Origin of the sequence: Mycolicibacterium iranicum, from assembly GCF_002101705.1 — a bacterium.
Lineage (GTDB): Bacteria > Actinomycetota > Actinomycetes > Mycobacteriales > Mycobacteriaceae > Mycobacterium > Mycobacterium iranicum.
Genome location: NZ_LQPC01000050.1, coordinates 23,535 through 47,848 on the forward strand (window position 1 = coordinate 23,535; position 24,314 = coordinate 47,848).

Genomic DNA, 24,314 nt, shown 5'->3' on the forward strand with positions numbered 1-24,314 from the left:
TGCGCGTCCACGGACTTGTCGGAGGCCGGACCTACAGTAACGGTGCCCTTCAGGAAAACGAGGGCGCCCAGGGCGCCAGACGGGAAAGGACGGGCTGAGATGCGTTTTCTCCATACGGCTGACTGGCAGCTCGGAATGACCCGTCATTATCTCAACGGGGATGCGCAGCCACGGTATTCGGCTGCCAGGCGCGCTGCGGTGGCCGCGCTGGGGCCGCTGGCCGCCGACCTCGGCGCCGAATTCGTCGTCGTCTCCGGTGACGTCTTCGAGCACAACCAGCTCGCCCCGCGTGAGGTCAGCACGGCGCTGGAGGTGATGCGTGGCATCACGGTGCCGGTGTACCTGCTGCCCGGCAATCACGATCCTTTGGATGCATCGTCGGTGTACACCAGTGCGCTGTTCTCGTCCGAGAAGCCGGACAACGTGACCGTGCTCGACACCGCGGGTGTTCACGAGGTGCGGCCGGGCCTGCAACTGGTTGCCGCGCCGTGGTTTTCCAAGGCGCCCACCACCGACCTCGTCGCCGAGGTGCTCGATGGACTGCAGGCGGACGGAGTGACCCGCATTGTCGTCGGCCACGGCGCCGTCGACATCCTGGTGCCCGACAAGGACAGGGCCTCGCTGATCGGACTCGGCGCCGTGGAGGCCGCTATCGCGCGCGGTGCTGTGCACTATGTCGCGTTGGGGGACAAGCACTCCCGCATGAGTGTGGGGTCGACGGGGCGCATCTGGTATTCGGGCTCACCCGAGGTGACCAACTACGACGACATCGAGCCCGACCCCGGCCATGTGCTCGCGGTGGATATCGACGATGACGGTGCGGTGAAGGTCGACCCACACCGGGTGGGAGCCTGGCGATTCATGTCCTTGAAGCACTCCGTGGACAACAGCCGCGATGTGGCCGATCTCGACATCAACCTCGACCAGATGCCCGACAAGGAGCGCACGGTGATCCGGTTGGGGCTCACGGGTTCGCTCACTGTGACCGACCGCGCAGCGCTGGACACCTGCCTGGACCGCTATGCGCGGTTGTTTGCGGCTCTCGTGCCGTGGGACAAGCAGACCGAGATCGCCGTGATGCCCGCCGATGGGGAGTTCGACGATCTGGGCATCGGAGGGTTCGCGGCCGCTGCCGTCGAAGAATTGGTGAGTACAGCCCGCGCAGCCGGTGACGATGCCGAGGACGCGCGCGCCGCACTCGCCCTGCTGCTGCGGCTGGCTGAAGGAGGGGCGGCATGAAACTCCATCGTCTGGTACTCACGAACTACCGCGGAATCACCCACCGCGACATCGAGTTTCCCGATCGTGGCGTGGTGGTTGTCAGCGGCGCGAACGAGATCGGCAAATCGTCCATGCTCGAAGCGCTCGACCTGCTGTTGGAATCCAAAGACCGCTCGTCCAAGAAGGAGGTCAAGCAGGTCAAGCCCACCCACGCCGACGTGGGAGCGGAGGTGACGGCTGAGATCTCCGCGGGGCCCTACCGTTTCGTGTATCGCAAGCGATTTCACAAGAAGCCCGAAACTGAACTGACGGTCGTCGCGCCGCGTCGGGAGCAGCTCACCGGAGACGAGGCACACGAACGGGTGCGGGCGATGCTCGCCGAAACGGTGGACCTCGACCTGTGGCAGGCGCAACGGGTTCTGCAATCCGCACCGACCACCGCAGCGGATCTCTCCAGCTGCGATGCGCTGTCGCGGGCGCTCGACCTGGTCGCCGGCGAGGTCGACGACGAACCCGCTGCCGGCGGTGCGGCGGACAGCCTTCTCGTCGACCGCATCGAAGTCGAATACCGGCGCTATTTCACCTCGACAGGGCGCCCCACCGGCGAATGGGCTGCCGCGACCACCCGGCTGCAGAACGCCGATCAGGATGTGGCTCGGTGCGCTGCTGCCGTAGCCGAAGTCGAGGACGCGGCGCGCAGGCACGCGACGCTGACCGCTGATCTGGCCGTCGTCACCGGAGAAAGTGCCATTGCCGCAGAGCGGATGGCGGCTGCCGCCGAGGCCGCGCAGAAGGTCGCCGAACTGCAGGGTGAACTCGACCAGGCGAGCGCGCGTGCCGAGGCCGCGACGTCCACCCACGCGGCGTCGCAGACCGCGCTCACAGAGCGGCGTCGTACACGTGCTGACATCGACGAGCGGATCGCGGCGATCGAGCGGCTGCAAGCCGAATGCGACGCCGCCGCAGACGATCTCGACACCGCCCGCGAAATGAAGGTGGCTGCCGACGAGACCGCCGCGCACGCCAAGACGGTGGTCGCTGCCAGCCAGGAGCGTGTCGACGCCGCGCGTACCGCTGTCCAGAGGTTGTCCGATCGCGAGGAAGCGGATCGCCTCACCGGCAGAATCGCCACCCTCGAACGGCATCTACGCGAATTCGACTCCGTGGCACGCGAACTCGACTCGATGACGCTGACCGACACGCTGATGACGGCCATCGAGGAAGCCGCGGTCGTCGTGGACCGAGCGGCAGCTGCCGTCGAGCAGACGTCGGCGCACATCGAGGTGGTCGCGACGGCTGACGTGGAGGTCCGAACGGGCGACGAGGTCGCGACGGTCAGCGCCGGCGAGACATGGGCTGCGGGCATTTCGTCGGCGGCCGCTTTCGACGTTCCGGGCGTGCTGTCGATACGGGTCGTGCCCGGTGCGTCGGCCGCCACCACCAAAGCAAGGCTTGATGCAGCGACAGGCACACTGGCCGAGGCCCTGCGAAGGGCCGGTGTTGCCGATGTCGCGGCCGCGAGGGCGCTCGAACGTCGCAGGCAGGAGCTGCGTGCTGCCCGCCAGCAGGTGAGTGCCGTTCTCGAGGCGCTGACCGTCGATGGCTCCGCCGACGAATTGCGCGCACGGTTGGCGGTCGTGGCGGCCCGGCTACCCGCCGAGGACGGCCTGTTCGATCCGGCCACCGTTGAATCACTGGACCCGGGCGCTCAGCGGCTCGAACTGATCGAAGCGATCGCCGCAAACCAGGAAGCCATCCGAGACTGCGAGACCCACGCGAAGGTTGCCGAACAAGCCGGCAAGCTGCAGGCAAAGCGCGAACTGCACGCAGCGCGCCTGATGGAGAAGCTGCAGTCCGCGCAGAGTGAACTCGCCGCCTGCAGCAGGCGTCTGGCCGAACAGCGCGAGGTGATCGGCGACGACGAGCTAGCCGTCAAGACCGAAGCCGACGCGGAGGCGGCGGGCAGAGCCGCAGCCCTCGTCGCACAGCTCGGCGAGGAGTTGGCCCGTCATCACCCGGCGGAGGTGGCGGCCACTCTGGCCGACGCCGAGCGCAGCGTCCGGGTCGTCGACGTCCGGCGCGAGGCGGTTGTGGATGCGCTGCGGGAGGTGGCGGCGCAACTGAAGGTGTTCGGCACCGAGGGACGCAAGGGCAGCCTGGATGCCGCCGAAACCGAGCGCGAGCGGGCCGAGTCGGAGTTTGTCCGGGTCCAGCGCCGGGCTCGGGCTGCGCAGCTGCTCAGGTCGGTCACGGGCCGTCATCGTGACGCGATGCGGCAGCGCTACGTCGATCCGTACCGTGGCGAGGTGGAACGGTTGGGGCGCATCGTTTTCGGGGAGACGTTCGAGGTGGACGTCGACAGCGCGCTCCGCATCGGGCACCGCACGCTGTCGGGTCGCACGGTGCCGTACGAGTCGCTGTCCGGGGGCGCCAAGGAGCAGTTGGGGATCGTCGCCCGTCTGGCCAGCGCCGCGCTGGTCGCCAAGGAGGACAGCGTGCCCGTCGTCATCGACGACGCGCTGGGATTCTCCGATGCCGATCGATTGACCAAGATGGCAGAGGTGTTCGACGCCGTCGCCGGTGACGGACAGGTCATCATCCTGACGTGCAGCCCGCAGCGTTATGCCGACGTCCGCAGCGCGCAGCACATCCAGCTGATCGCGGGCTGACGGGGTCGGGTGCCGCCCGGCGATGTGCAAGGCACAATGTGGCTTGATGACGATGAATGCCAGGCGTCGCCGGGCGCATGACAAGCTCGCGGCGCTGCCGGGGGTGCGTCCGGTGCGCAGGCCGGTCCGAGCCGGCGGGAACGAGCGATTCGACGTTTTCTACGTACGAACCGGCCGAAAGTCGGCGCACCCGTTCGTCGTCATCCCCGGCGGGCCGGGTGCCGCGTCGATCGCGCTCTACCGGGCCTTCCGTCGGCGCGCCGCCGTTGCGGGCCTCGACGTCATCATGGTCGAGCATCGCGGAGTCGGGCTGTCACGCCACGATGACGCCGGAAAGGACCTGCCGCCGGAGGCGCTGACCGTCGACGCCGCGGTGGACGACATCGCTGCTGTGCTCGACGACGCCAACGTGGACAAGGCCATCGTTTATGGCACCTCTTACGGGTCGTATCTGGCCGCCGGCATGGGGGTGCGTCACCCGAACCGCGTGCACGCGATGGTGCTGGATTCACCGCTGCTGTCGGCCGATGACATCGACGTGGTCCGCACGCAGACCCGCAGGGTGCTGTGGGACGGTGCCGAGCCCGGAAGTGCCGATCTCGCGGCGCGGGTGCGGCGGTTGGCCGCAGATGGAGTGCTGTCGTCCAAGGATGTGCAATTGATCGGCGACATGTACGGAGCGGCCGGTCCCGACGTTCTGCGGCGCCAGCTCGATCTGCTTTTGGCGGGTCGCGATCTGCTGTGGGCGGCGGTCGGTCTCGGCACCCGCAAACTGTTGGAGCGCAAGACGCCGTACCACCACGAGCCGGACCTCGTCGAGCGCATCGCCTACCGCGAGTTGAACTACGGCGCCGTGCCCGACGGCGGACCGCTCGACCCTGCGATTGCCTTTCGTGAAATGGCCACCGGGGACGTGGAATTCGTCGCCGAGCCCTACGATCTGCCGTCGGCGATGCCCCGCTTCACGTGGCCGACGGCGGTGATCTCAGGAGGGCGTGACCTGACCACGCCGCCGGACGTGGCGCGTCGCGTCGTCGACCTGATCCCCGACTCGGTGCTCGTAGACCTGCCGACCGCGGGCCACAGCATCCTCGACACCCGTGAGCACGCGGCGTTGGAGATCTGCAAGGCGATGCACGCCGGCGCGATTCACGAACTGGGTTCGCGATCTGCAGAGCTGGACGCGTTGCCTGCAAATCTCACCGTCCGGCTGCTGGTACGCGCCATCGCCGTGGCCGCCCGTGCGGAATCGGCGGTACCCGGTGCGGTGCCCAAGGCCGTGCGGGAGATCGCCAACTCGTCTACTTCATGAAGCCGATCGCCGAGAAGTTGATGTCCCCGATTCCGGCGGGGCCGTAGTTCGCGAGATTGCTTCGGACGGCCGCGTTCCCGGCTGACTGCACCAGCGGCAGGCTGTGACCCTCCGCCCAGATCATCTTGTCCAATTCGTTGGCCAGCTCGCGGGCCTTGGCCGGGTCCAGCTCCGACAGGGTCTCCTCGATCTTGGCGTCGATCTCCGGGCTACCGATCTTGCCGAAGTTGCTCTCTCCGCCGTCGGCGTAGATCTGTGTGAGGCTGGCCAACGGAAATGCGTCACCGCCCCAGGCGAACTGGGCGATGTCGAAGTTGCCCGGGATCACGTAATCGGTGAACAGCGAACCGCCCGCGACCGGCATGAGCTGGACGTTGACGCCGATCTGCGCGAGCTGATTCTGCGTGATCTGACCCGTGGCGCGGGTGCTCTGCCCGTCGTAGAAGACATCGCGGAGCGTCAACTGCTTTCCGTCCTTCTCGCGGAACTGGCCGTTGAGTCGCCACCCGAGCGCATCGAGCTCGCTCTTGGCGGCCTCCGGGTCGAAGCCGATGCTGTTGTCCTGGTAGCCCTCCTGGCCGGCCAGGTAGATGTGGTTGTTCAGCGGCGCGGGATTGTCGGTGAGCCCACGTTGCGTCACTGCCGCGATGGCCTGGCGATCAATACCTTTGGCGATCGCGGCCCGTAGCGCAGGGTCCGACAGCAGCGCGCCCTCGGCGCCGTTGAACGTCATGTGGCTCCAGCTGGGCGCAGGCGCCCGGCGGATCGATACGCCCTGGGCGCGGCGGGCACGCTCGAGATCGTCCAGCGTCAACAGTCCGGCTACATCGATTGCGTTGTTCTCGAGCGCGGGAATCACCGCAGCGTCATCGAGGACGCTGTAGGTGATCGAGTCGAGCAGCGGCGGCGTGCCCCACCATTTCGGGTTGCGGGTCAATATTATTCGCTGTGCGCCCCGATCGACGGTCGTGATGATGAACGGGCCCGCCGACGGTCCCGGGCCGTTGAGGAAGCCCTTGTTGAACGCCTCGGGATCTGACGTCATCGCCTTCGGAAACAGCATGGCGTTCCCGGCGAACATGCCGCGCCAGTCGGCAAAGTGTCGTGCGAATGTGATGACCGCCTGCCGGTCGTCGACGCCCTTGGTGACCGACGCGACGCGCTCGCTGCCGTTGGGGGATGCGAACAGGAACCGCCTGTCCTTACCGCTCGTCGCATTGATTTGAGACGCCAAGTCCTCCCACGTAATGGGAGTGCCGTCCGACCATGTGGCTTTCGGGTTGATCGTGTACGTCACAACCTGCGGGTCGGTGCTGGTCAGCTCGACGTCGGTGAAGTAGTCGGTATTGACCGTCATCTCGCCGTCCGGCTTGATGAAGAAGGCGCGCGGCATCGTCGCCCGCAACGGTCTGCCGAATTCGCTGTTCCCGTCGATGTGCAGATAGTTGAAGTTGGCGGGAAAGAGCGGCAGCGACAGTCGCAGGTTCCCGCCCTGCTGCAGCGTCGCCGGGTCCTGCGGATTGATGTCGTCCGTCGCACCCAGCTCTGCGTTGCCGCCAGCCGACGGGACTTCGTTGGTGCCGCTGGAGCAGCCGGTTAAGACCAGCGCCGCCACCGCCCCTACCGCGAGCAGACGCACAATCGCACCTCTGAGGGTCAAACCGTGCGACTTTGTGTCTGCTCGCGCATTCATAGGCGTCGACTCTAACCGGGATCGGGGTGCGGGCGGGGAACCGCGGCCAGCAACCGTCGGGTGTATTCGTGCTGCGGGTTCTCGAACACCTGCTCGCCGTCGCCCTGCTCGACGATGACGCCCCTGTGCATCACCGCCACCCGGTGGGCGAGATGTCGCACCACGGACAGGTCATGCGACACGAACAGATACGCGAGCCCGAAGCGGTCCTGCAGATCCAGCAGCAGATTGATGATGCCCGCCTGGATCGACACGTCGAGCGCGGACACGGGCTCGTCGAGCGCAAGGATCTTGGGTTGCAGCGCAAGTGCCCGCGCGATGCCGATGCGCTGCTTTTGACCACCGGAGAACTCGGCCGGGTACCGGCTGGCGTCCTCGCGGCGCAAACACACCACGGTCAGGAGTTCACCGACCCGCTCGCGGATGGCCTCCCGACCGGAACCACTGGCCTGCAACGGCTCTGCCAGCACGTCGAATACGGGTAGACGAGGATCCAGCGACGCCACCGGATCCTGGAACACCACCTGCAGATCACCACGAAGAGCCCGGCGTCCAGCGCGGTCGAGGGCTGCGACGTCGCGTCCCAAGACCTCGATGCTGCCGGACTGCGGTGCCGTCAGATCCAGAATTTGATGCAGTGTCGTCGATTTGCCCGAACCCGACTCACCGACGATGCCCAGCGTCCGGCCGGCGGGCAGCTCGAAACTGATGCCGTCCACGGCGCGCACCTCGCCGATACGACGCCGCAGGACCACGCCCTTGGTCAGCTGGTAGGTCTTCGTCAGGTCGGTGACGCGCAGTACGACGGAGTCGTCGCGAGTGACCGGCTCCGGCGGTGCCGCCGTCGACACTCCGTAGATGTTAGCTGCACTGCGGCCCACGACGTGCTCGCTGCGGATGCACGCGACGTGATGGTTGGGGGTGACGAGCGCCAATTCCGGTTCCGCCGTGCTGCATTCGTCGATGGCGAGCGGGCAGCGCGGGGCGAACGGGCAGCCGGGCGGCAGCGAGGACACCGACGGTGGAGCGCCGGGGATGGGCACCAGCCGCGCGCCCTGCCTCGCATCAAGCCGCGGCACCGAACCGAGAAGCCCTGCGGTGTAAGGCATTCGGCGGTCCTGATAGAGGTCGGCGACCGGCGCGGTCTCGACTGTCCGGCCCGCGTACATCACCAACGCGCGGTCGGCGAACTCGGCCACCACGCCGAGGTCGTGGGTGATGACCAGCACGCCGGCGCCGGTGACGTCGCGAGCTGTCCGGAGCACGTCGAGGATCTGGGCCTGCACCGTCACATCCAGCGCGGTCGTCGGCTCGTCGCAGATCAGCAGGTCGGGATCGTTGGCGATCGCGATGGCGATCACGACGCGTTGCCGTTCGCCGCCGGATAATTCGTGTGGAAACGCGCGCGCACGTTGCTCGGGCTGCGCGATGCCGACGAGCTCCAGCAGCTCGATGGCCCGGGTACGCGCAGCACGCGCGTCGATCTCGCGCCGGTGGATCCGGATGGCCTCGGCTATCTGGTCGCCGACGGTGTAGACCGGCGTCAGCGCCGACATCGGATCCTGGAACACCGTGCCGATCTTGGCGCCGCGGATGCGGGACATCTGCTTGTCCGACAGCCCCAGAAGCTCGTCATCGTGCAGGCGGACCGACCCGGTCACCTCCGCGTATTCGGGTAGCAACCCGATGACGGCCATGGCGCCTGCGGATTTGCCCGCACCGGACTCGCCGACCAGCGCGACGACCTCACCGGAGTCGACGTGGTAGTCCAGGCCACGCACGGCGGGGATCAGTCCGTTCTCGGTGGGGAAGGCGACGTGCAGGTCGCGCACCTCGAGCAGGCTCATGCGCGCGCCTTCCGGCGTCGGCGTGCGGTCCGCACTCCGGGGTCGAGCGCGTCGCGGAGTCCGTCGCCGACGAGGTTGGCGCAGAACACGATCAGCACCAGCACGCCCGCCGGGAACAGGAACACCCACGGGAATGTCGTCACCGAGCGGGTGCCGTCGGCGATCAACGTGCCCAGCGACACGTCGGGCGGTTGAACGCCGAATCCGAGGAAGCTCAAGCTGGTTTCGGCCAGTATCGCCAGGCCAACGTTGAGCGTGGTGTCGATGATCAGGATCGAGGCCGTGTTCGGGATGATGTGCCGGACGATGATGCGCCAGTTACTGACACCCATATATCTTGCGGCGGTGACGAACTCGCGTTCGCGCAGGCTCATCGTCAGACCTCGCACGATGCGGGCGCTGATCATCCAGCTGAACGCCGCGAGCAGCAGGATCAGCCAGAGTTCGGTCCCGGAGTCCTGGATGCGGGGGGTGACGATCGCGATCAGCAGGAAGCCGGGAACCACCAGCAGCAGATCGACGAGCCACATCAGCGCGGCGTTTCGCCACGCCCCGAAGTATCCCGCCACCGCACCGACCGTCGCGGCGATCAACGTCGACAGGAACGCCACGCAGACACCGATCAACATCGACTTCTGCATTCCGCGCAATGTCTGTGCCAGCACGTCCTGGCCGAGGGCGTTGGTGCCGAACCAGTGCGTCGTGCTCGGCGGCTGCTGCAGCGCGTAATAGTCCAGATCGGTGTGCGTGTAGGGTAGCAGCGGCGGCAACGCGTAGCAGGCGATGAAGAGCGCGGCGAGCACGAACAGCGACACCACCGCGGGCCGGTTTCGGAGGAACCTGCGCCACACCAGCGTGCGGCGGGACACGAATTGGACCTCGGGCGCGCTCAGATGCTCTTCGCGTGTCACGAGACCCTCACCCTCGGGTCCAGCGCCGCGTACAGCACATCCGAGAGCAGTCCGGCCAGCAGCACCGTCGCGCCGGTGAACACCGTGATCGCGACGATGATGTTGGTGTCCTGCGTGGTGATGCCCTGGATGAACCATTCCCCGATGCCGTGCCAGCCGAAGATCTTCTCCACGAACACCGCGCCGGTGAACAGCCCGCCGACCCCGTAGGCGAAGAGGGTCGCCATCGGGATCAGCGCTGTGCGGAGTCCATGCTTCAGAAGCGCCTGCCGTCGGGTGAGTCCTTTCGCTCGGGCGGTGCGGATGAAGTCCTGACCGAGCACGTCGAGCATCGCATTGCGCTGGTAGCGGCTGAACCCGGCGATCGACACCAGCGCAAGCGTCAGTGTCGGTAGCACCAGGTGCTGCAGCCGGTCGACGAACTGGTCGAACGCCCCGCCCACGGCGTCGGTGGAGGTTTCGCCGGTGTACTCGAACACCTGCATCCCCAGGATCGAATTGCCGCGCAGCGCCGCCAGGATCAGCAAGTTGGCGATCACGAACGTCGGCGTGCTCAGGATCAGCAGCGCCAGCGTGGTGATGACACGATCGGAGAGCCGGTACTGCCGGATCGCGCCCCATGCCCCGGCCAGGACACCGACGACGGTGCCGACGACCGAGCCGATGATCACCAGCCGCAGGCTCACTCCGATGCGTCGCCACAGTTCATCGGAGACGGGCTGACCTGCGACGGTGGTCCCGAAGTCGCCGCGGACAGCGCCGGAAACCCAGTCCGCGTATCGGATCGGGATCGGCTTGTCGAGGTTGAGCTCGGCGGCCTTGGCGTCGATGACGGCCTGGGGCGGTCGGGGATTGCGCTCCAGCAGGCTGTCGAGCGGAGAGAACGTCAGGGACGTCAGAGCAAACGCCACAAAGGATGCCAGCCCCAGCAGGACGACATAGTTCAGCAACCGGCGCGCGAGGAAGCGGGTCATCCGGTGCTTCCGCCGAGGTGCTGCATGCGCCCCAGGTTAGGAGATGCGCGTTGCTACAGCCCGCCAGGCGCGGCCGAAAGAGGCGTGCGCACGGGGTCGAGTACCTCGGTGACGGTCGGGGTAACCGCCGCGCCGGACTGCTCACCCTGGACCATCACGCTGTCGTCCACGTCGAACCGCGAACCCTGGCCGGTCGACGTCGACCACGTTTGGGTGAACCCGTCTTCGCTGCGCACGGTGATGGAATCCGGCGTCGTGGCGGTGATGATTCCGGACTGGCTCATCATGGTGACAAACCCGCCCGCGCCGTCGGCGACGACGACCTGGCCGTGCACGGGTGGGCCGTGCTGCCCGCCGTGGCGCGCGCCGCCGGGGCCGAACGCGCCGGGCTGAGGGCCGCCATCGCTTCCCGGTGGATGCGGTGGCGGTCCCATGAACTGCGACGACGTGTTTCCGGTGGCCGCGTAGACGGCGGCACCGCCCAGCCCGGCGATCGCCGCGGCAATGCCGACGGCCATCAGCGTCTGCCGAAGTCCCCACGGTTTCGGCGCGGTTTGCGGGGTGCCCCACACCGTGTCGGTGGGGTCATGCTCGGTGGTCATGGCACCAGATTGGTCGTCGTTGATGTGGGCAAGCTGTGTGGGCGATCAGCGTGCTCTATGACGGCAGCCTCACAGCGTGCACATAGGAACGGCACAGTGCGCGCCTAGCGGGGCGTCCGATAATGGGTCAGTGGCCACCCCGCACAGCGCTCCCTCAGACGGCTCCGGCCGGGTCGTCATGCGGCGCGCCGACGGCAGCCCCATCCACGTTCTCGTCGTCGACGACGAGGCAGTGCTCGCCGAGCTGGTGTCGATGGCGCTGCGCTACGAGGGCTGGGACATTTCCACCGCCGGTGACGGCGCGTCGGCTATTGCGATCGCCCGAGAGAACCCGCCGGACGTCGTCGTACTCGACGTGATGCTGCCCGACATGAGCGGCCTGGAGGTGCTGCGCAAGCTGCGCGAGCAGGTGCCTGGCCTGCCGCTGCTGTTGCTCACCGCGAAGGACTCGGTCGAGGACCGTATCGCGGGCCTGACCGCAGGCGGCGACGACTACGTGACCAAGCCGTTCAGCATCGAGGAGGTGGTGCTGCGGCTGCGAGCGCTGCTGCGGCGAACCGGCGTGACGACCGAAGAAGGCGGCGCCAAGATCGTCGTCGGCGATCTCGTGCTCGACGAGGACAGCCACGAAGTCACCCGCGCCGGTGAGATCATCACCCTTACCGCAACGGAATTCGAACTGCTGCGGTTCATGATGCGCAACTCCAAGCGCGTGCTGAGCAAGGCGCAGATTCTCGACCGCGTCTGGAGCTACGACTTCGGCGGACGCTCCAACATCGTCGAGCTGTATGTGTCCTATCTGAGAAAGAAGATCGACAGCGGACGGGAGCCGATGATTCACACACTGCGCGGTGCGGGGTATGTCCTCAAGCCTGCGCGCTGAGCGCCCGCGGTTCTCCCCGCGTAGCTGGACACTCCGGACCCGGCTGATCGTCACCCAGGTGGTCCTGCTCGCCGTGGTCTGCGCGGGTATCGGCATCGCCACAGAGTTTGCGCTGCAACGCTTTCTGATGAATCAGCTCGACGAACAGGTCATTGAGGCGGGCCGCAGGTCCTCTGCGATCTTCGAGTTCGGGCCGCCGCCACCGCCCGGCATGGCGCCGATGCCGCCCGGCATGGCCCCGATGCCGCCCGGAATACCACCTATACCGCCCGGCATGCGGGCACCGGCGATGACCGCTTTCCCGCTCCCGCCGCGTCCGGGGCACGGTCCGCGCATCATGATCCGTGACGACCAGGGGCCGGGGCCGGCGTTTCTCAATGCGCCCGGCCAAGCCATCCTGACCGTCGGCGCCGTGGTGGCGGACGGGCGCGCGCAGGAAGCCGGGATGATCGCCTCCGACGGCTCCCGCGCCGAAATATCCAGTGCTGCGGCGCAGGAACTCGCGACGGTGCCGGTGGACGAGCAGCCCCAGACGGTGAATCTCGACGGACTCGGCCGTTACCGTGTGGTTGCGTTCCCGTCCCACATTCCCGGAGAAGCAGTCGTCGCCGGACTGCCGACCTCCGACGTCGACGACACGCTGTTCTGGGTCGTGGTGATCTTCTGCGTCGTCGCGGCCGTCGCTCTCATCGGTGCCGGCACCGTCGGCGTCGTCATCGTCCGGCGCCAACTTGCTCCGCTGACAAGGGTTTCCGCAGCCGCCCAGCAGGTCGCCGATCTGGAACTCGACCGCGGCGAGGTGAAGTTACCCACCCCGATCGTCGACGTCGACCCGTTGGCTGCACAGACCGAGGTCGGACAGCTCGGCGCGGCCCTGAACCGGATGCTCGACCGGATCGCCGGCGCGCTGTCGGCGCGGCACGCCAGTGAGACCCGGGTGCGCCAGTTCGTGGCCGACGCCAGCCACGAGTTGCGTACGCCGCTGGCTGCCATCCGCGGCTACACCGAACTCGCGCAACGCAAACAGGCGCAGCTGCCCGAGGACGTCGCCCACGCGATGAACCGCGTCGAATCCGAGACGGCCCGCATGACGCACCTCGTCGAGGACATGCTGCTGCTCGCGCGTCTCGACACCGGGCGACCGCTTCAGCGCGACAGCGTGGACCTCACCCGGCTGGTCGTCGACGCTGTCAGCGACGCCCACATTGCGGGGCCCGACCACCACTGGGAACTCGACCTTCCCGACGAGCCGGTCACCGTCGCGGGCGATGAAGCCCGCCTGCATCAGGTGCTGGCGAACCTGCTCGCCAATGCGCGCACCCACACCCCGCCGGGAACCACGGTCACCACCTCACTCGCGGTAGGGGACCGCGGTGACGTGGTCCTGACCGTCCTCGACGACGGCCCGGGCATCCCGCACTGGCTGCAACCGAACGTGTTCGAACGCTTCGCCCGCGGGGACACCTCGCGCTCCCGCATCGGTGGCAGCACCGGCCTCGGGCTCGCCATCGTGGCTGCCGTCGTGCGTGCGCACGGCGGCACGATCGACGTGCAGAGCGTCGAGGGCAGAACCGAATTCACGGTGAGCCTGCCCGGCGATTCACAGCTGCGGCACAGTTCGCCCCCATCAGACGCCTAGCCGGGCCACCGATGCTCGTCCGGTGACCCTGCTGATCCCGGACGAGCAGACGCACACCCGCGCGCCTGAGCGCTCGGGCGCGCGAGTTCGCGTCTGCTCGCCACGGACCGGCCTTGCTGTGCTGCTCATGGCGACCGCAGGTCTCTATCTGTGGGGACTCGGCGCCAGCAACTGGGCAAATGCGTATTACTCGGCGGCCGCGCAGGCGGGCTCGCAGAGCTGGACGGCGATGTTCTTCGGGTCCAGTGACGCCGCGAATTCGATCACCGTCGACAAGCCACCCGCCGCGCTGTGGGTGACGGACCTCTCGGTGCGATTGTTCGGGGTGAACCCGTGGAGTGTGCTCGTCCCGCAGGCCCTCATGGGGGTGGCGACCGTCGCGGTCCTGTACGCGGCGGTACGCCGGGTCAGCGGACCCGGCGCCGGCCTTCTGGCAGGCGCGGTCATGGCCCTGACGCCCGTGGCGGCGTTGATGTTCCGCTACAACAATCCGGACGCGCTGCTGGTGCTGCTTGTGGTGCTCGCCGCGTACTGCACGCAGCGCGCGTGTGAGAAGGATGCCCGCCGTTGGTGGCTGATCGCCGCGGGGGTGGCGGTCGGGTTCGGATTCCTGACCAAGATGCTGCAGGCATTCCTGGTGTTGCCCGCGTTGGCAGGAACGTATCTGGTTGCGGGACAACGGCCGCTGCGGCGCCGCATCACCGACGCGCTGCTGGCGGCACTCACCGTCGGGGTGTCGGCCGGATGGTACCTGCTGCTCGTCGACCTGTGGCCCAAGGGGGCGCGGCCCTACATCGGCGGTTCGCAGACCAACAGCATCCTCGAACTCACCCTGGGGTACAACGGGATCGGCAGGCTCACCGGCGACGAGCCCGGTGGGCTCGGAAATCTCAACCACGACGTCGGCTGGGGTCGGCTGTTCGGGTCAGGCATGGGTGCCGATATCGGATGGCTGTTGCCCGCCGCGCTGATCATGCTCACCGCGGGTCTCGTCATCACCCAGGGGCGACCACGCACCGATGCCACGCGTGCTGCGCTGATCCTCTGGGGTGGTTGGCTTTTGGTGACGGCTGTGGTGTTCAGCTATATGAACGGCATCGTCCACCCGTACTACACGGTGGCGCTCGCCCCGGCCATCGCGGCAGTGATCGCAATCGTTGCCACGCTGTTGTGGGAGCGGCGCCACGACATCAGGTCGGCAACCGCACTCGCGGGCGCCGTGGCCGTCACCGCGGTTCTCGCCGCCGTCCTGTTGGGACGCCACAGCGACTGGATGCCGTGGCTCCGGGTCGCTGTCGCGGTCGGGGGAGTGGGGGCCGCAGTGCTCCTCCTCGTCGTCGGAAGACTGCGCGCCCGTGTGGCGGTGGGGATCGCGGGTTTGGCGATCGTGTCATGTCTTGCCGGCCCCGCCGCGTTTTCGTTGGCGACGGCCGCGTCACCGCACAGCGGTGCGATCCCGTCGGTCGGGCCGTCACGTGTCCACAGCAGCTTCGCCGGTGGCGGATTGCTGAGCTCCCCGCAGCCTCATCCCGATCTGATCAGCTTGCTGGCCCAGGACGCCGACGAGTTCACCTGGGCCGCAGCGGTTGTCGGATCCAACAACGCGGCGGGCTATCAGCTGGCGACCGGTGCGCCCGTGATGGCGATCGGAGGGTTCAACGGCACCGACCCCTCGCCCACGCTCGACGAATTCATCCGCTACGTCGACGAGGGCCGAATCCACTACTTCATCGTCGGCCCGACGACCATGATGGGCCACCGCACCGGAAACGACACCCACGAATCCACGGCGATCCGCGAGTGGGTCGAGGCCCGCTATCCGGAGCTGACGGTGGACGGGACCGCCGTGTACGACCTGACCCAGCCGCCCGTCATCTCACAGCCAGGGCATAGCTCCGGCCCACGATGAGCACACATCCGCCCACGAGCATGGCTGACATGACAGACACCATCCTTGAGATCCCGTTTCGGCAAGGTCGTTTCGAGGCCCGGCCCAATGCCGCGATGGCCGCGCGGGCCACGGGGGCTCCGGTGCTCGACGTCGTGGTCCCGGTCTACAACGAGCAGGCCGCGCTCGCGGATTCGGTGCACCGCCTGCACCGCTACCTCCACGACTCGGTGCCGTTCCCCGCGCGGATCACGATCGCCGACAACGCCAGTGTGGACGACACCCCGCGCATCGCGGCGGAGCTCGCCGCCGAGCTCGCCGACGTGCGGGTGGTCCGGTTGGAGCAGAAGGGTCGCGGCCGCGCCTTGCACCAGGTGTGGTCGCAGTCCGACGCCGCGGTACTCGTTTACATGGACGTCGACCTGTCGACCGACCTTGCCGCGTTCGCCCCGCTCGTCGCGCCGTTGATCTCCGGTCATTCGGACCTCGCGATCGGCACCCGGCTGGCCCGCGGCGCCCGTGTCCAGCGCGGGCCGAAGCGCGAGATCATCTCACGCTGCTACAACCTGATCCTGAAATCCACGTTGTCAGCGGGCTTTTCAGATGCTCAGTGTGGATTCAAAGCAATCCGCTCCGATGTCGCCGCCCAACTGCTTCCCTACGTCGAGGACACGGGATGGTTCTTCGACACCGAACTACTCGTCCTCGCGGAACGAAGTGGGCTACGGATCCACGAAGTCCCGGTGGACTGGGTCGATGATCCGGACAGTCGGGTCGACATCGTCGCCACCGCCGCGGCCGACCTCAAAGGAATCGGCAGGCTCCTGCGCGGGTTCGCCACCGGGACGATCCCGGTCAACACCATCGCTGCGCAGCTCGGTGAGTCCAGGGACTCCGCCGCGCCGGGATCGCTGTTGCGGCAGGCGGTTCGATTCGGCGCTGTCGGTGTTGCGTCCACCGTCGCCTACATTGTGCTGTTCATCCAGCTGCAGCCATGGGCCGGTGCGCAGCTGGCCAACCTGACGGCCCTCCTTGTCACCGCGGTCGGCAACACGGCCGCCAACCGGCGCTTCACCTTCGGTGTCAGGAAGCGCTCACAGCTGGCCCGCCACCATGTCGAAGGCCTGTTCGTGTTCGGCGTGGCCCTGACCATCACCAGCGGTGCCCTCGGAATCCTGCACGCCACCGTCGCATCCCCGCACCACCTGGTCGAGCTGGCGGTTCTCGTCGCGGCCAATCTGGTCGCCACCGCGGTGCGGTTCGTCCTCCTGCGCGGCTGGGTGTTCCATCCCCGCCGCCTCGTCACCGAAGGAACCACCCGATGACCATGACCGCGCCGCCGGCCGTCAGTGCACACGCGGCAACCGATGCCGCCGAACGTCGCCAGCCGCGATGGGTGTGGCCCGCGCTGTCGGCCCTGCTGGCCACCACGGCCCTGCTCTACCTGTGGGGACTGGGATCGTCGGGATGGGCCAACACGTACTACGCGGCGGCCGCCCAGGCGGGCACCCAGGACTGGAAAGCGTGGCTGTTCGGCTCGCTCGATGCCGGCAACGCGATCACCGTCGACAAGCCCCCAGCCGCGCTGTGGGTGATGGCGCTGTCGGGCAGGCTGTTCGGCTTCAGCCCGTTCACGATGTTGCTTCCCCAAGCGCTGATGGGTGTGGCCTCGGTCGCAGTGCTCTTCGCCGCGGTACGCCGGGTCAGCGGCCCGGGGGCCGGTCTGATCGCAGGCGCCGCCCTCACCGTGACGCCGGTGGCGGCGCTGATGTTCCGCTACAACAATCCGGACGCCCTGCTGGTGCTGCTGCTCGTGGTCGCTGCCTACCTGATGGTGCGGGCGATCCAGACCGGTGCCACCCGATGGGTGGTGCTGGTGGGGGTGGTGCTCGGCTTCGCGTTCCTGACCAAGCTGCTGCAGGCGTTCCTGGTCATGCCGGGCCTGGCGCTGGCGTTCCTCGTTGCCGCGCCGATCGGGATGTGGCAGCGCATCTGGCGGTTGCTCGCCGGGGCGCTCGCCATGGCCGTGACGGCGGGGTCGTTCCTCGCGATGGTCAGCCTCTGGCCTGCGGACTCGCGTCCCTACATCGGTGGCTCGACCGACAACAGCCTGCTGCAGCTCGCACTGGGCTACAACGGGATTCAGCGGGTCATGGGCGGCGAAGGCACACCCGGCCGCGGCGGTCCGCCGCCCGGCGGTGGCCCCGGCGGTCCCGGCGGCGCCAACCTGTTCTTCGGCGGTGACCCCGGTATCGGCAGGCTGTTCGGAGCATCGATGGGAACCGAGGCGTCGTGGCTGCTTCCCGCGGCGCTGATCGCCCTCGTAGCGGGTCTCTGGTTTACCCGTCGCACGGCGCGCACCGACGCGGTCCGCGCGAGCCTGCTGCTGTGGGGCGGTTGGGTGCTCGTGTCCGGCCTCGTGTTCAGCTTCATGGACGGCATCATCCATCCCTATTACACGGTGGCGCTGGCGCCGGGAATCGCTGCGCTGGTCGGCATCGCCGTTGCCGAACTATGGCGCGGGAGAACGACGGTGGCGCCGCGGCTGATACTGGGGACGATGTCGGCGGCCACCGGTGTGTGGGCGTTCGTGCTGCTGAACCGGACACCGGACTGGCAGCCGTGGCTGCGGTGGGTGGTCCTGATCGGCGCGATCGTGGTGGCCGTGGTCATCGCCGTGGGTGTGCACCGGCTGGGCCGTGCCACCGCAGCGGTGGCCGCCGCAGCGCTGCTGTTCGCCGGTGCCGCACCGGCGGCCTACGCGGTCGAGACCGTCCTGCACGCTCATGACGGCCCGATGGCGATGTCGGGCCCGGCCAGGTCCGACACCGGTTTCGGTGGTTTCCGCGGTCCTGGCGGGCCTGCCGCATCGGTGGCGGACAACATCGAACTGCAACAGCTCGTCGAGTCCGCTGAGAACCGATGGGCGGCAGCAAGTATCGGATCGATGACGGCGGGGGAGCTCGAACTGCAGACCGGGGCGTCGGTGATGGCGATCGGTGGTTTCACCGGCGGCGACAACTCGCCGACCCTGCAGCAGTTCCAGGACTACGTCGCCGATGGTCAGGTCCGCTACTTCATCGCCGGCGAACATCGCGGCCCGGGAGGTGACTCCGGCTCGTCGAGCCTGATCACCTCGTGGGTCGAGCAGAACTTCGAGCCCATGGACGTCGGCGGGGCCACCGTCTTTGACCTGCAGGGGTAAGGCGCGAACCAAGACGTCGTCGAGCGTGCGTTGAGGGCGGGATTTTGGCCCAGAACGCGCCGCCAGCGCACGCTCGGCGCCTGCATCCGATGGCTGGCTCGGAGGTCATCGATCACCGTTGTTGACAGCGTCCCCCGTCGCTGGTTTCATATCTGGTTATGACCATAAATATGGTCAAATCTACCAACTTTACGGGGAATGATGACTGCGACCGATGAGCTCACGCAGAATGCGGGGCGCTACGAGTTGAGCCACCTCCGCGCGCTGGAGGCCGAGGCGATCCACATCATCAGGGAGGTAGCCGCCGAGTTCGAGCGGCCGGTGCTGCTGTTCTCGGGCGGCAAGGACTCCATCGTGATGCTGCATCTGGCCCTCAAGGCGTTCCGGCCGGGCCGGCTTCCGTTCCCGGTGATGCACGTCGACACCGGGCACAACTTCGAGGAGGTGCTGCAGGCCCGCGACGAGCTCGTCTCCGAATCGGGTGTGCGCCTCGTGGTCGCCAAGGTGCAGGACGACATCGACGCCGGGCGGGTGGTCGAGACGATCCCGTCGCGCAACCCGATGCAGACCTTCACGCTGCTGCGCGCGATCCGTGAAAACAAGTTCGACGCCGCGTTCGGCGGTGCCCGGCGTGACGAGGAGAAGGCGCGCGCCAAGGAGCGGGTGTTCAGCTTTCGCGACGAGTTCGGTCAGTGGGACCCGAAGAACCAGCGCCCCGAGCTGTGGAACCTCTACAACGGCAGGCACCGCAAGGGGGAGCACATCCGGGCGTTCCCGCTGTCGAACTGGACCGAGTTCGACATCTGGTCCTACATCGGCGCCGAGAAGATCAAGCTGCCCTCGATCTACTACGCCCATCAGCGTCAGGTCTTCGAGCGCGACGGAATGCTGCTCGCCGTGCACAAGTACCTGCAGCCGCGCAAGGACGAGAAGATCGTCGAGAAGACGGTGCGGTTCCGCACTGTTGGCGACGTGACGTGCACCGGCTGCGTGGAGTCCACGGCGGCAACGGTTTCCGAGGTCATCGCCGAGACCGCGATCTCACGGCTCACCGAGCGCGGGGCAACCCGCGCCGACGACCGGATTTCGGAAGCAGGCATGGAAGACCGCAAGCGCGAGGGGTATTTCTGACATGGGGCGAGCGAAGCGACGGGATATGGATCCGGGGCGAGCGAAGCGACGGGATTTCTGACATGGGTTCGTCCACCACACTTTTGCGCATCGCGACCGCGGGTTCGGTCGACGACGGAAAGTCCACCCTGATCGGCCGGTTGCTGTACGACTCCAAGGCGGTCATGGAGGATCAGCTCGCCGCCGTCGAGCGCACCTCCAAGGAACGCGGCAACGACTACACCGACCTGGCGTTGGTCACCGACGGGTTGCGCGCCGAGCGCGAGCAGGGCATCACGATCGACGTCGCATACCGCTACTTCGCCACGGCCAAGCGGAAATTCATCATCGCCGACACCCCGGGCCACATCCAATACACCCGCAACATGGTCACCGGCACGTCGACCGCACAACTGGCGATCGTCCTCGTCGACGCCCGCCACGGGTTGCTCGAGCAGTCGCGCCGGCATGCGTTCCTCGCCTCGCTGCTCGGCATCCAGCACATCGTGCTCGCCGTCAACAAGATGGACCTGATCGACTGGGACAGAGAGCGTTTCGAGAAGATTCGCGATGACTTTCATGACTTCGCGGCACGCCTCGACGTTCACGACGTCACGACGATTCCGCTCTCGGCGCTCAACGGCGACAACGTGGTCACCAAATCCGATGTCACGCCCTGGTACGAGGGGCCGTCGCTGCTCGCCCACCTCGAAGAGGTCTACATCGCCGGCGACCGCAACCTCACCGACGTCCGCTTCCCGGTCCAGTACGTCATCCGGCCGCAGACCCGCGACCACGCCGACCACCGCAGCTATGCGGGCACGGTGGCCAGCGGTGTGATGCGCCCCGGCGACGAGATCGTCGTGCTGCCGACCGGCAAGACGTCGCGGATCACCGAGATCGAGGGTCCGGGCGGCCCGGTCACCGAGGCGTTCCCGCCGATGGCGGTGTCGGTCAGCCTCGCCGACGACATCGACATCTCCCGCGGCGACATGATCGCGCGTCCGAACAACCAGCCGCGTGTCGCGCAGGAGTTCGACGCGACGGTGTGTTGGATGGCCGACGCCGATTCGCTCGAGCCGGGGCGGGACTACGTCATCAAGCACACCACCCGCACGACCCGGGTCAAGGTGACTGGCCTCGACTATCGCCTCGACGTCAACACCCTGCATCGCGACAAGACGGCGACGGCACTCAAACTCAATGAGCTGGGTCGTATCTCGCTGCGCAGCCAGGTCCCGCTGCTGCTCGACGAGTACAGCCGAAACTCGGCGACGGGCTCTTTCATTCTGATCGATCCCAACACCAACGGCACCGTCGCGGCCGGCATGATCCTGCCCCACGTCGCAGGGCGGACGTCGACACCGAACACGGTTCGCCACGAGTCGCTATGCAAGCAGGAGGACCGGCTCACCAAGGGCCGCACGGTGTGGTTCACCGGCCTGTCGGGTTCGGGCAAGTCGTCCGTGGCGGTGCTCGTCGAGCAGAAGCTGCTCGAAAAGGGCATCCCCGCATACGTTCTCGATGGTGACAATCTGCGGCACGGCCTCAACGCCGATCTCGGCTTCTCAATGGATGACCGCGCCGAGAATCAGCGCCGGCTCGCGCACGTCGCCGCCATTCTCGCCGATTCCGGCCAGGTGGTGCTCGTGCCCGCGATCAGCCCGCTCACCGAGCATCGGGCGTTGGCGCGCAAGGTGGCCACCGACCAGGGTCTGGACTTCTTCGAGGTCTTCTGCGACACGCCGCTGGAAGACTGCGAGCGCCGTGATCCGAAGGGGCTGTATGCCAAAGCCCGAGCAGGAGAGATAACGCACTTCACCGGGATCGACAGCCCGTACCAGCGGCCGAAGAACCCGGACCTGCGGTTGACTCCGGATCGCACGCCTGACGAGCACGCCGAAGCTGTGATCGCGCTGCTGGAAGGCTGCGCCGAATGACGAGCGCCTGCGCGACGAACAGACGATCATGACCGATCACGAACTGGCGGGGCGGCTTACCACCGAAGCAGGCGCGCTGCTGCTCGATGTCCGCGCCGAGCTCGCGCAGGCGACGGCCGAGGAGCGAAAAGCCGCGGGGGACAAGCGGTCCCACGACTTCCTGATGGCGGCTCTGGCCACAGAGCGGCCGGAAGACGCAGTGCTGTCAGAGGAAGGTGTCGACGATCCGGTGCGGCTCTCGGCGCGCCGGGTGTGGATCGTCGACCCTCTCGACGGGACGCGGGAGTTCTCCGAACTGGGGCGGGCCGACTGGGCCGTGCACGTCGCGCTCTGGGAGGAGGGCGAGCTCGTCGCGGGCGCAGTCGCGTTGCCCGCGCAAGGCGTCACGCTCGCGACCCCGACCGTCGTCGCACCGCCTGCCGGCGCGGACGCACCGCGCGTCGTGGTGTCGCGCACCCGTCCGCCGGCCATCGCGCTGGAGGTCAGGGACGCCCTTGGGGGCACACTTGTCGAAATGGGTTCAGCCGGAGCGAAAGTCGCATCCGTGATGCAGGGCATCTCCGATGTCTACGTGCATGCCGGTGGCCAGTATGAATGGGACTCCGCGGCGCCCGTTGCCGTCGCCCGCGCAGCCGGTCTGTTCACATCCCGCCTCGACGGATCCCCGTTGGTGTACAACCAGCGCGACTCGAAGCTGCCCGACCTGATCGTGTGCCGCCCGGAACTCGCCGAGGCCGTGCTGGCGGTCACGGCGGGCTGACGGGCGGATCGCCGATACCGGGGCATGCCTGCACCAGGTCGTGACGCAACAGCGTTGCCGCCAGTAGGCTGCGACGGGTGTCTGAACCCCAAACCCTGCGCGCGCTCGCAGGACTGCCACTTGCTCCGGTGAGCCTCTCGGATTCGGTGCTGGTGCTCATCGATTGTCAGAACACCTACACCAGAGGCGTGATGGAACTCGACGGAGTCCAGCCCGCACTCGACGAGGCCGCCACACTGCTCGACCGGGCCAGAACGGCAGGCATCCCCGTCGTGCACATCCAGCACGACGACGGACCGGGGTCGCTCTACGACATCGAGGGCGAAAGCGGCGCGATCGTAGACCGGGTCGCGCCACGCAACGGCGAGTCCGTCGTCGTCAAGAACTACCCGAACTCATTCGTCAAGACCGATCTCGACGACATCCTCAAGTCGTTCGACGCGTCCCACCTCGTTCTCGCCGGCTTCATGACGCACATGTGCGTGAATTCGACGGCCCGTGGCGCATTCAACCTCGGGTACGCGCCGACGGTGGTTGCGGCGGCCACGGCGACCCGCACACTGCCGGGCGTCGACGGCGCTTCGGTGCCTGCGCAGGCGCTGCATACGGCCAGCCTCGCCGCGGTCGCCGACCTGTTCGCCGTGGTCGTACCGAAAGCGAGCGACATCCCCGACTGAGCTTGCCTTCGAAATCCACCTTTTGCAGGCGTTCTCTCGCACTTCCGCCGCAAAAGGTGGATTTCGGCGTGCTCGCGACCGGACACCCATCCAAGACGTCATCCGACTAGGGTTGCCCCATGCGGATGTCGGCCAAGGCGGAGTATGCCGTGCGGGCGATGATCCAGCTGGCGACGGTCGACGATGGTGCCCTGGTCAAAACCGATGACCTCGCCAAAGCCCAGGGCATACCGCCGCAGTTCCTGGTCGATATCCTCTCCGACCTGCGCACCGACCGGCTGGTTCGCAGTCACCGCGGCCGCGAGGGGGGTTACGAACTGGCCCGCCCCGCGGCTGATATCAGCGTCGCCGATGTGCTGCGCTGTATCGACGGACCGCTGGCCAGTGTGCGCGACATCGGCCTGGGCGACCTTCCCTACTCCGGTCCGACCGCCGCGCTGACCGATGTGTGGCGCGCGCTGCGCGCGAGTATGCGCTCGGTACTGGAGGAGACGAGCCTCGCCGACGTCGCGTCGGGTGTGTTGCCCGATCACGTTCGCGCCATGGCCGATGACTACCGCAGGCAAGAAGAGGCGCGCGGTCACTCGATCAGCTAGGACCCGGATCCGTACGGGCGGGTCAGGATCTCCAGATAGTGCCCGCCGGGATCCTGGAAGTAGACGCCGCGGCCGCCGTCGTTGTGATTGATCTCGCCCGGCCCCCCTCCCCGCGGGTCGGCCCAGTGCTGAAGGCCGCGTTCGCGGATCTTGCCGTAGATGGCGTCGAACTCGTCCTCGGACACCAGGAACGCATAGTGCTGTGGCGATATCGGAGCATCGGGCGCGACCTCGGCGTAATCGAGGCTGACATCGCCGATGCTGACGACCAGAAAATGGCTGAACGGTGTCGGGCTCGGCAGGCCGAACAGTTCGGTGAGGAAGGTTGCCGATTCCGTCTTGTCCCGGGCCGCCACGATGGTGTGGTTGAGGGTGACCATTGCTTCG

Annotated in this window: 19 protein-coding genes; 13 read left to right on the forward strand and 6 right to left on the reverse strand. The window is 67.4% G+C overall.

What is annotated here, in order from left to right; genetic code table 11:
- Positions 1-99 precede the first annotated feature (99 nt).
- Genes AWC12_RS24760 through AWC12_RS24770 form a run of 3 tightly spaced genes read left to right on the forward strand, consistent with a single transcriptional unit; the run spans position 100 to position 5,202 of the window.
- Positions 100-1,239, forward strand: a complete 1,140-nt coding sequence (locus AWC12_RS24760; protein WP_085177664.1) for a metallophosphoesterase family protein — start codon at positions 100-102, stop codon at positions 1,237-1,239.
- On the forward strand, positions 1,236-3,890 hold the full coding sequence (locus AWC12_RS24765) for an AAA family ATPase (RefSeq protein ID WP_085177666.1): 2,655 nt from the start codon (positions 1,236-1,238) through the stop codon (positions 3,888-3,890). The genes AWC12_RS24760 and AWC12_RS24765 overlap by 4 nt, the downstream gene beginning before the upstream one ends.
- A 46-nt stretch (positions 3,891-3,936) precedes the next feature.
- Positions 3,937-5,202 (forward strand): alpha/beta fold hydrolase, encoded by a 1,266-nt coding sequence (locus tag AWC12_RS24770; RefSeq protein ID WP_085177668.1) that lies wholly within the window; start codon positions 3,937-3,939, stop codon positions 5,200-5,202.
- Here AWC12_RS24770 and AWC12_RS24775 read toward each other — a convergent pair.
- From AWC12_RS24775 to AWC12_RS24795, 5 genes are read right to left on the reverse strand one after another with little or no spacing between them, the layout of a single operon-like run.
- Complete coding sequence (locus AWC12_RS24775; protein WP_207576480.1) at positions 5,192-6,895, reverse strand: oligopeptide ABC transporter substrate-binding protein OppA; 1,704 nt, start codon at positions 6,893-6,895, stop codon at positions 5,192-5,194. The two genes, AWC12_RS24770 and AWC12_RS24775, sit on opposite strands and share 11 nt — an antisense overlap.
- A gap of 11 nt (positions 6,896-6,906) precedes the next feature.
- Positions 6,907-8,742, reverse strand: a complete 1,836-nt coding sequence (locus tag AWC12_RS24780; protein WP_085177670.1) for an oligopeptide ABC transporter ATP-binding protein OppD — start codon at positions 8,740-8,742, stop codon at positions 6,907-6,909.
- Positions 8,739-9,653 (reverse strand): oligopeptide ABC transporter permease OppC, encoded by a 915-nt coding sequence (locus tag AWC12_RS24785; protein ID WP_420087738.1) that lies wholly within the window; start codon positions 9,651-9,653, stop codon positions 8,739-8,741. The genes AWC12_RS24780 and AWC12_RS24785 overlap by 4 nt, the downstream gene beginning before the upstream one ends.
- Positions 9,650-10,627, reverse strand: coding sequence for an oligopeptide ABC transporter permease OppB (locus AWC12_RS24790; RefSeq protein WP_085177672.1), 978 nt, complete (start codon positions 10,625-10,627; stop codon positions 9,650-9,652). The genes AWC12_RS24785 and AWC12_RS24790 overlap by 4 nt, the downstream gene beginning before the upstream one ends.
- A gap of 53 nt (positions 10,628-10,680) precedes the next feature.
- Positions 10,681-11,229, reverse strand: coding sequence for a hypothetical protein (locus AWC12_RS24795; protein ID WP_085177674.1), 549 nt, complete (start codon positions 11,227-11,229; stop codon positions 10,681-10,683).
- Between the two features lie 178 nt (positions 11,230-11,407).
- Between AWC12_RS24795 and AWC12_RS24800 the strand changes: the two genes are divergently transcribed.
- From AWC12_RS24800 to AWC12_RS24845, 10 genes are all read left to right on the forward strand, one after another.
- The gene (locus tag AWC12_RS24800; RefSeq protein WP_024449236.1) at positions 11,408-12,112 is read left to right on the forward strand and encodes a response regulator transcription factor; all 705 of its coding nucleotides are present in this window, start codon (positions 11,408-11,410) and stop codon (positions 12,110-12,112) included.
- Complete coding sequence (locus AWC12_RS24805; RefSeq protein WP_085177676.1) at positions 12,090-13,751, forward strand: sensor histidine kinase; 1,662 nt, start codon at positions 12,090-12,092, stop codon at positions 13,749-13,751. The genes AWC12_RS24800 and AWC12_RS24805 overlap by 23 nt, the downstream gene beginning before the upstream one ends.
- A gap of 22 nt (positions 13,752-13,773) precedes the next feature.
- Positions 13,774-15,660: an ArnT family glycosyltransferase gene (locus AWC12_RS24810; RefSeq protein WP_085177678.1), complete on the forward strand. Its 1,887-nt coding sequence runs from the start codon at positions 13,774-13,776 to the stop codon at positions 15,658-15,660.
- A gap of 20 nt (positions 15,661-15,680) precedes the next feature.
- Entirely contained in the window at positions 15,681-16,964 is a 1,284-nt protein-coding gene (locus tag AWC12_RS24815) for a bifunctional glycosyltransferase family 2/GtrA family protein (protein ID WP_085177680.1), read from the forward strand.
- A gap of 2 nt (positions 16,965-16,966) precedes the next feature.
- Positions 16,967-18,844, forward strand: coding sequence for an ArnT family glycosyltransferase (locus AWC12_RS24820; RefSeq protein WP_110808743.1), 1,878 nt, complete (start codon positions 16,967-16,969; stop codon positions 18,842-18,844).
- A gap of 201 nt (positions 18,845-19,045) precedes the next feature.
- On the forward strand, positions 19,046-19,975 hold the full coding sequence (gene cysD, locus AWC12_RS24825; protein ID WP_085177765.1) for a sulfate adenylyltransferase subunit CysD: 930 nt from the start codon (positions 19,046-19,048) through the stop codon (positions 19,973-19,975).
- A 62-nt stretch (positions 19,976-20,037) separates the two neighbouring features.
- Positions 20,038-21,894, forward strand: a complete 1,857-nt coding sequence (gene cysN / locus AWC12_RS24830) for a sulfate adenylyltransferase subunit CysN (RefSeq protein WP_024449241.1) — start codon at positions 20,038-20,040, stop codon at positions 21,892-21,894.
- 28 nt (positions 21,895-21,922) lie between these two features.
- A complete protein-coding gene (locus AWC12_RS24835) occupies positions 21,923-22,654 on the forward strand; it encodes a 3'(2'),5'-bisphosphate nucleotidase CysQ (protein WP_085177684.1) in 732 nt (243 codons plus the stop codon).
- A gap of 77 nt (positions 22,655-22,731) precedes the next feature.
- The gene (locus tag AWC12_RS24840; RefSeq protein WP_085177686.1) at positions 22,732-23,331 is read left to right on the forward strand and encodes a cysteine hydrolase family protein; all 600 of its coding nucleotides are present in this window, start codon (positions 22,732-22,734) and stop codon (positions 23,329-23,331) included.
- A gap of 119 nt (positions 23,332-23,450) precedes the next feature.
- Positions 23,451-23,927, forward strand: a complete 477-nt coding sequence (locus AWC12_RS24845) for an Rrf2 family transcriptional regulator (RefSeq protein ID WP_085177688.1) — start codon at positions 23,451-23,453, stop codon at positions 23,925-23,927.
- Here AWC12_RS24845 and AWC12_RS24850 read toward each other — a convergent pair.
- On the reverse strand, positions 23,924-24,307 hold the full coding sequence (locus AWC12_RS24850; RefSeq protein WP_085177690.1) for a VOC family protein: 384 nt from the start codon (positions 24,305-24,307) through the stop codon (positions 23,924-23,926). The genes AWC12_RS24845 and AWC12_RS24850 overlap by 4 nt on opposite strands.
- Positions 24,308-24,314 lie beyond the last annotated feature (7 nt).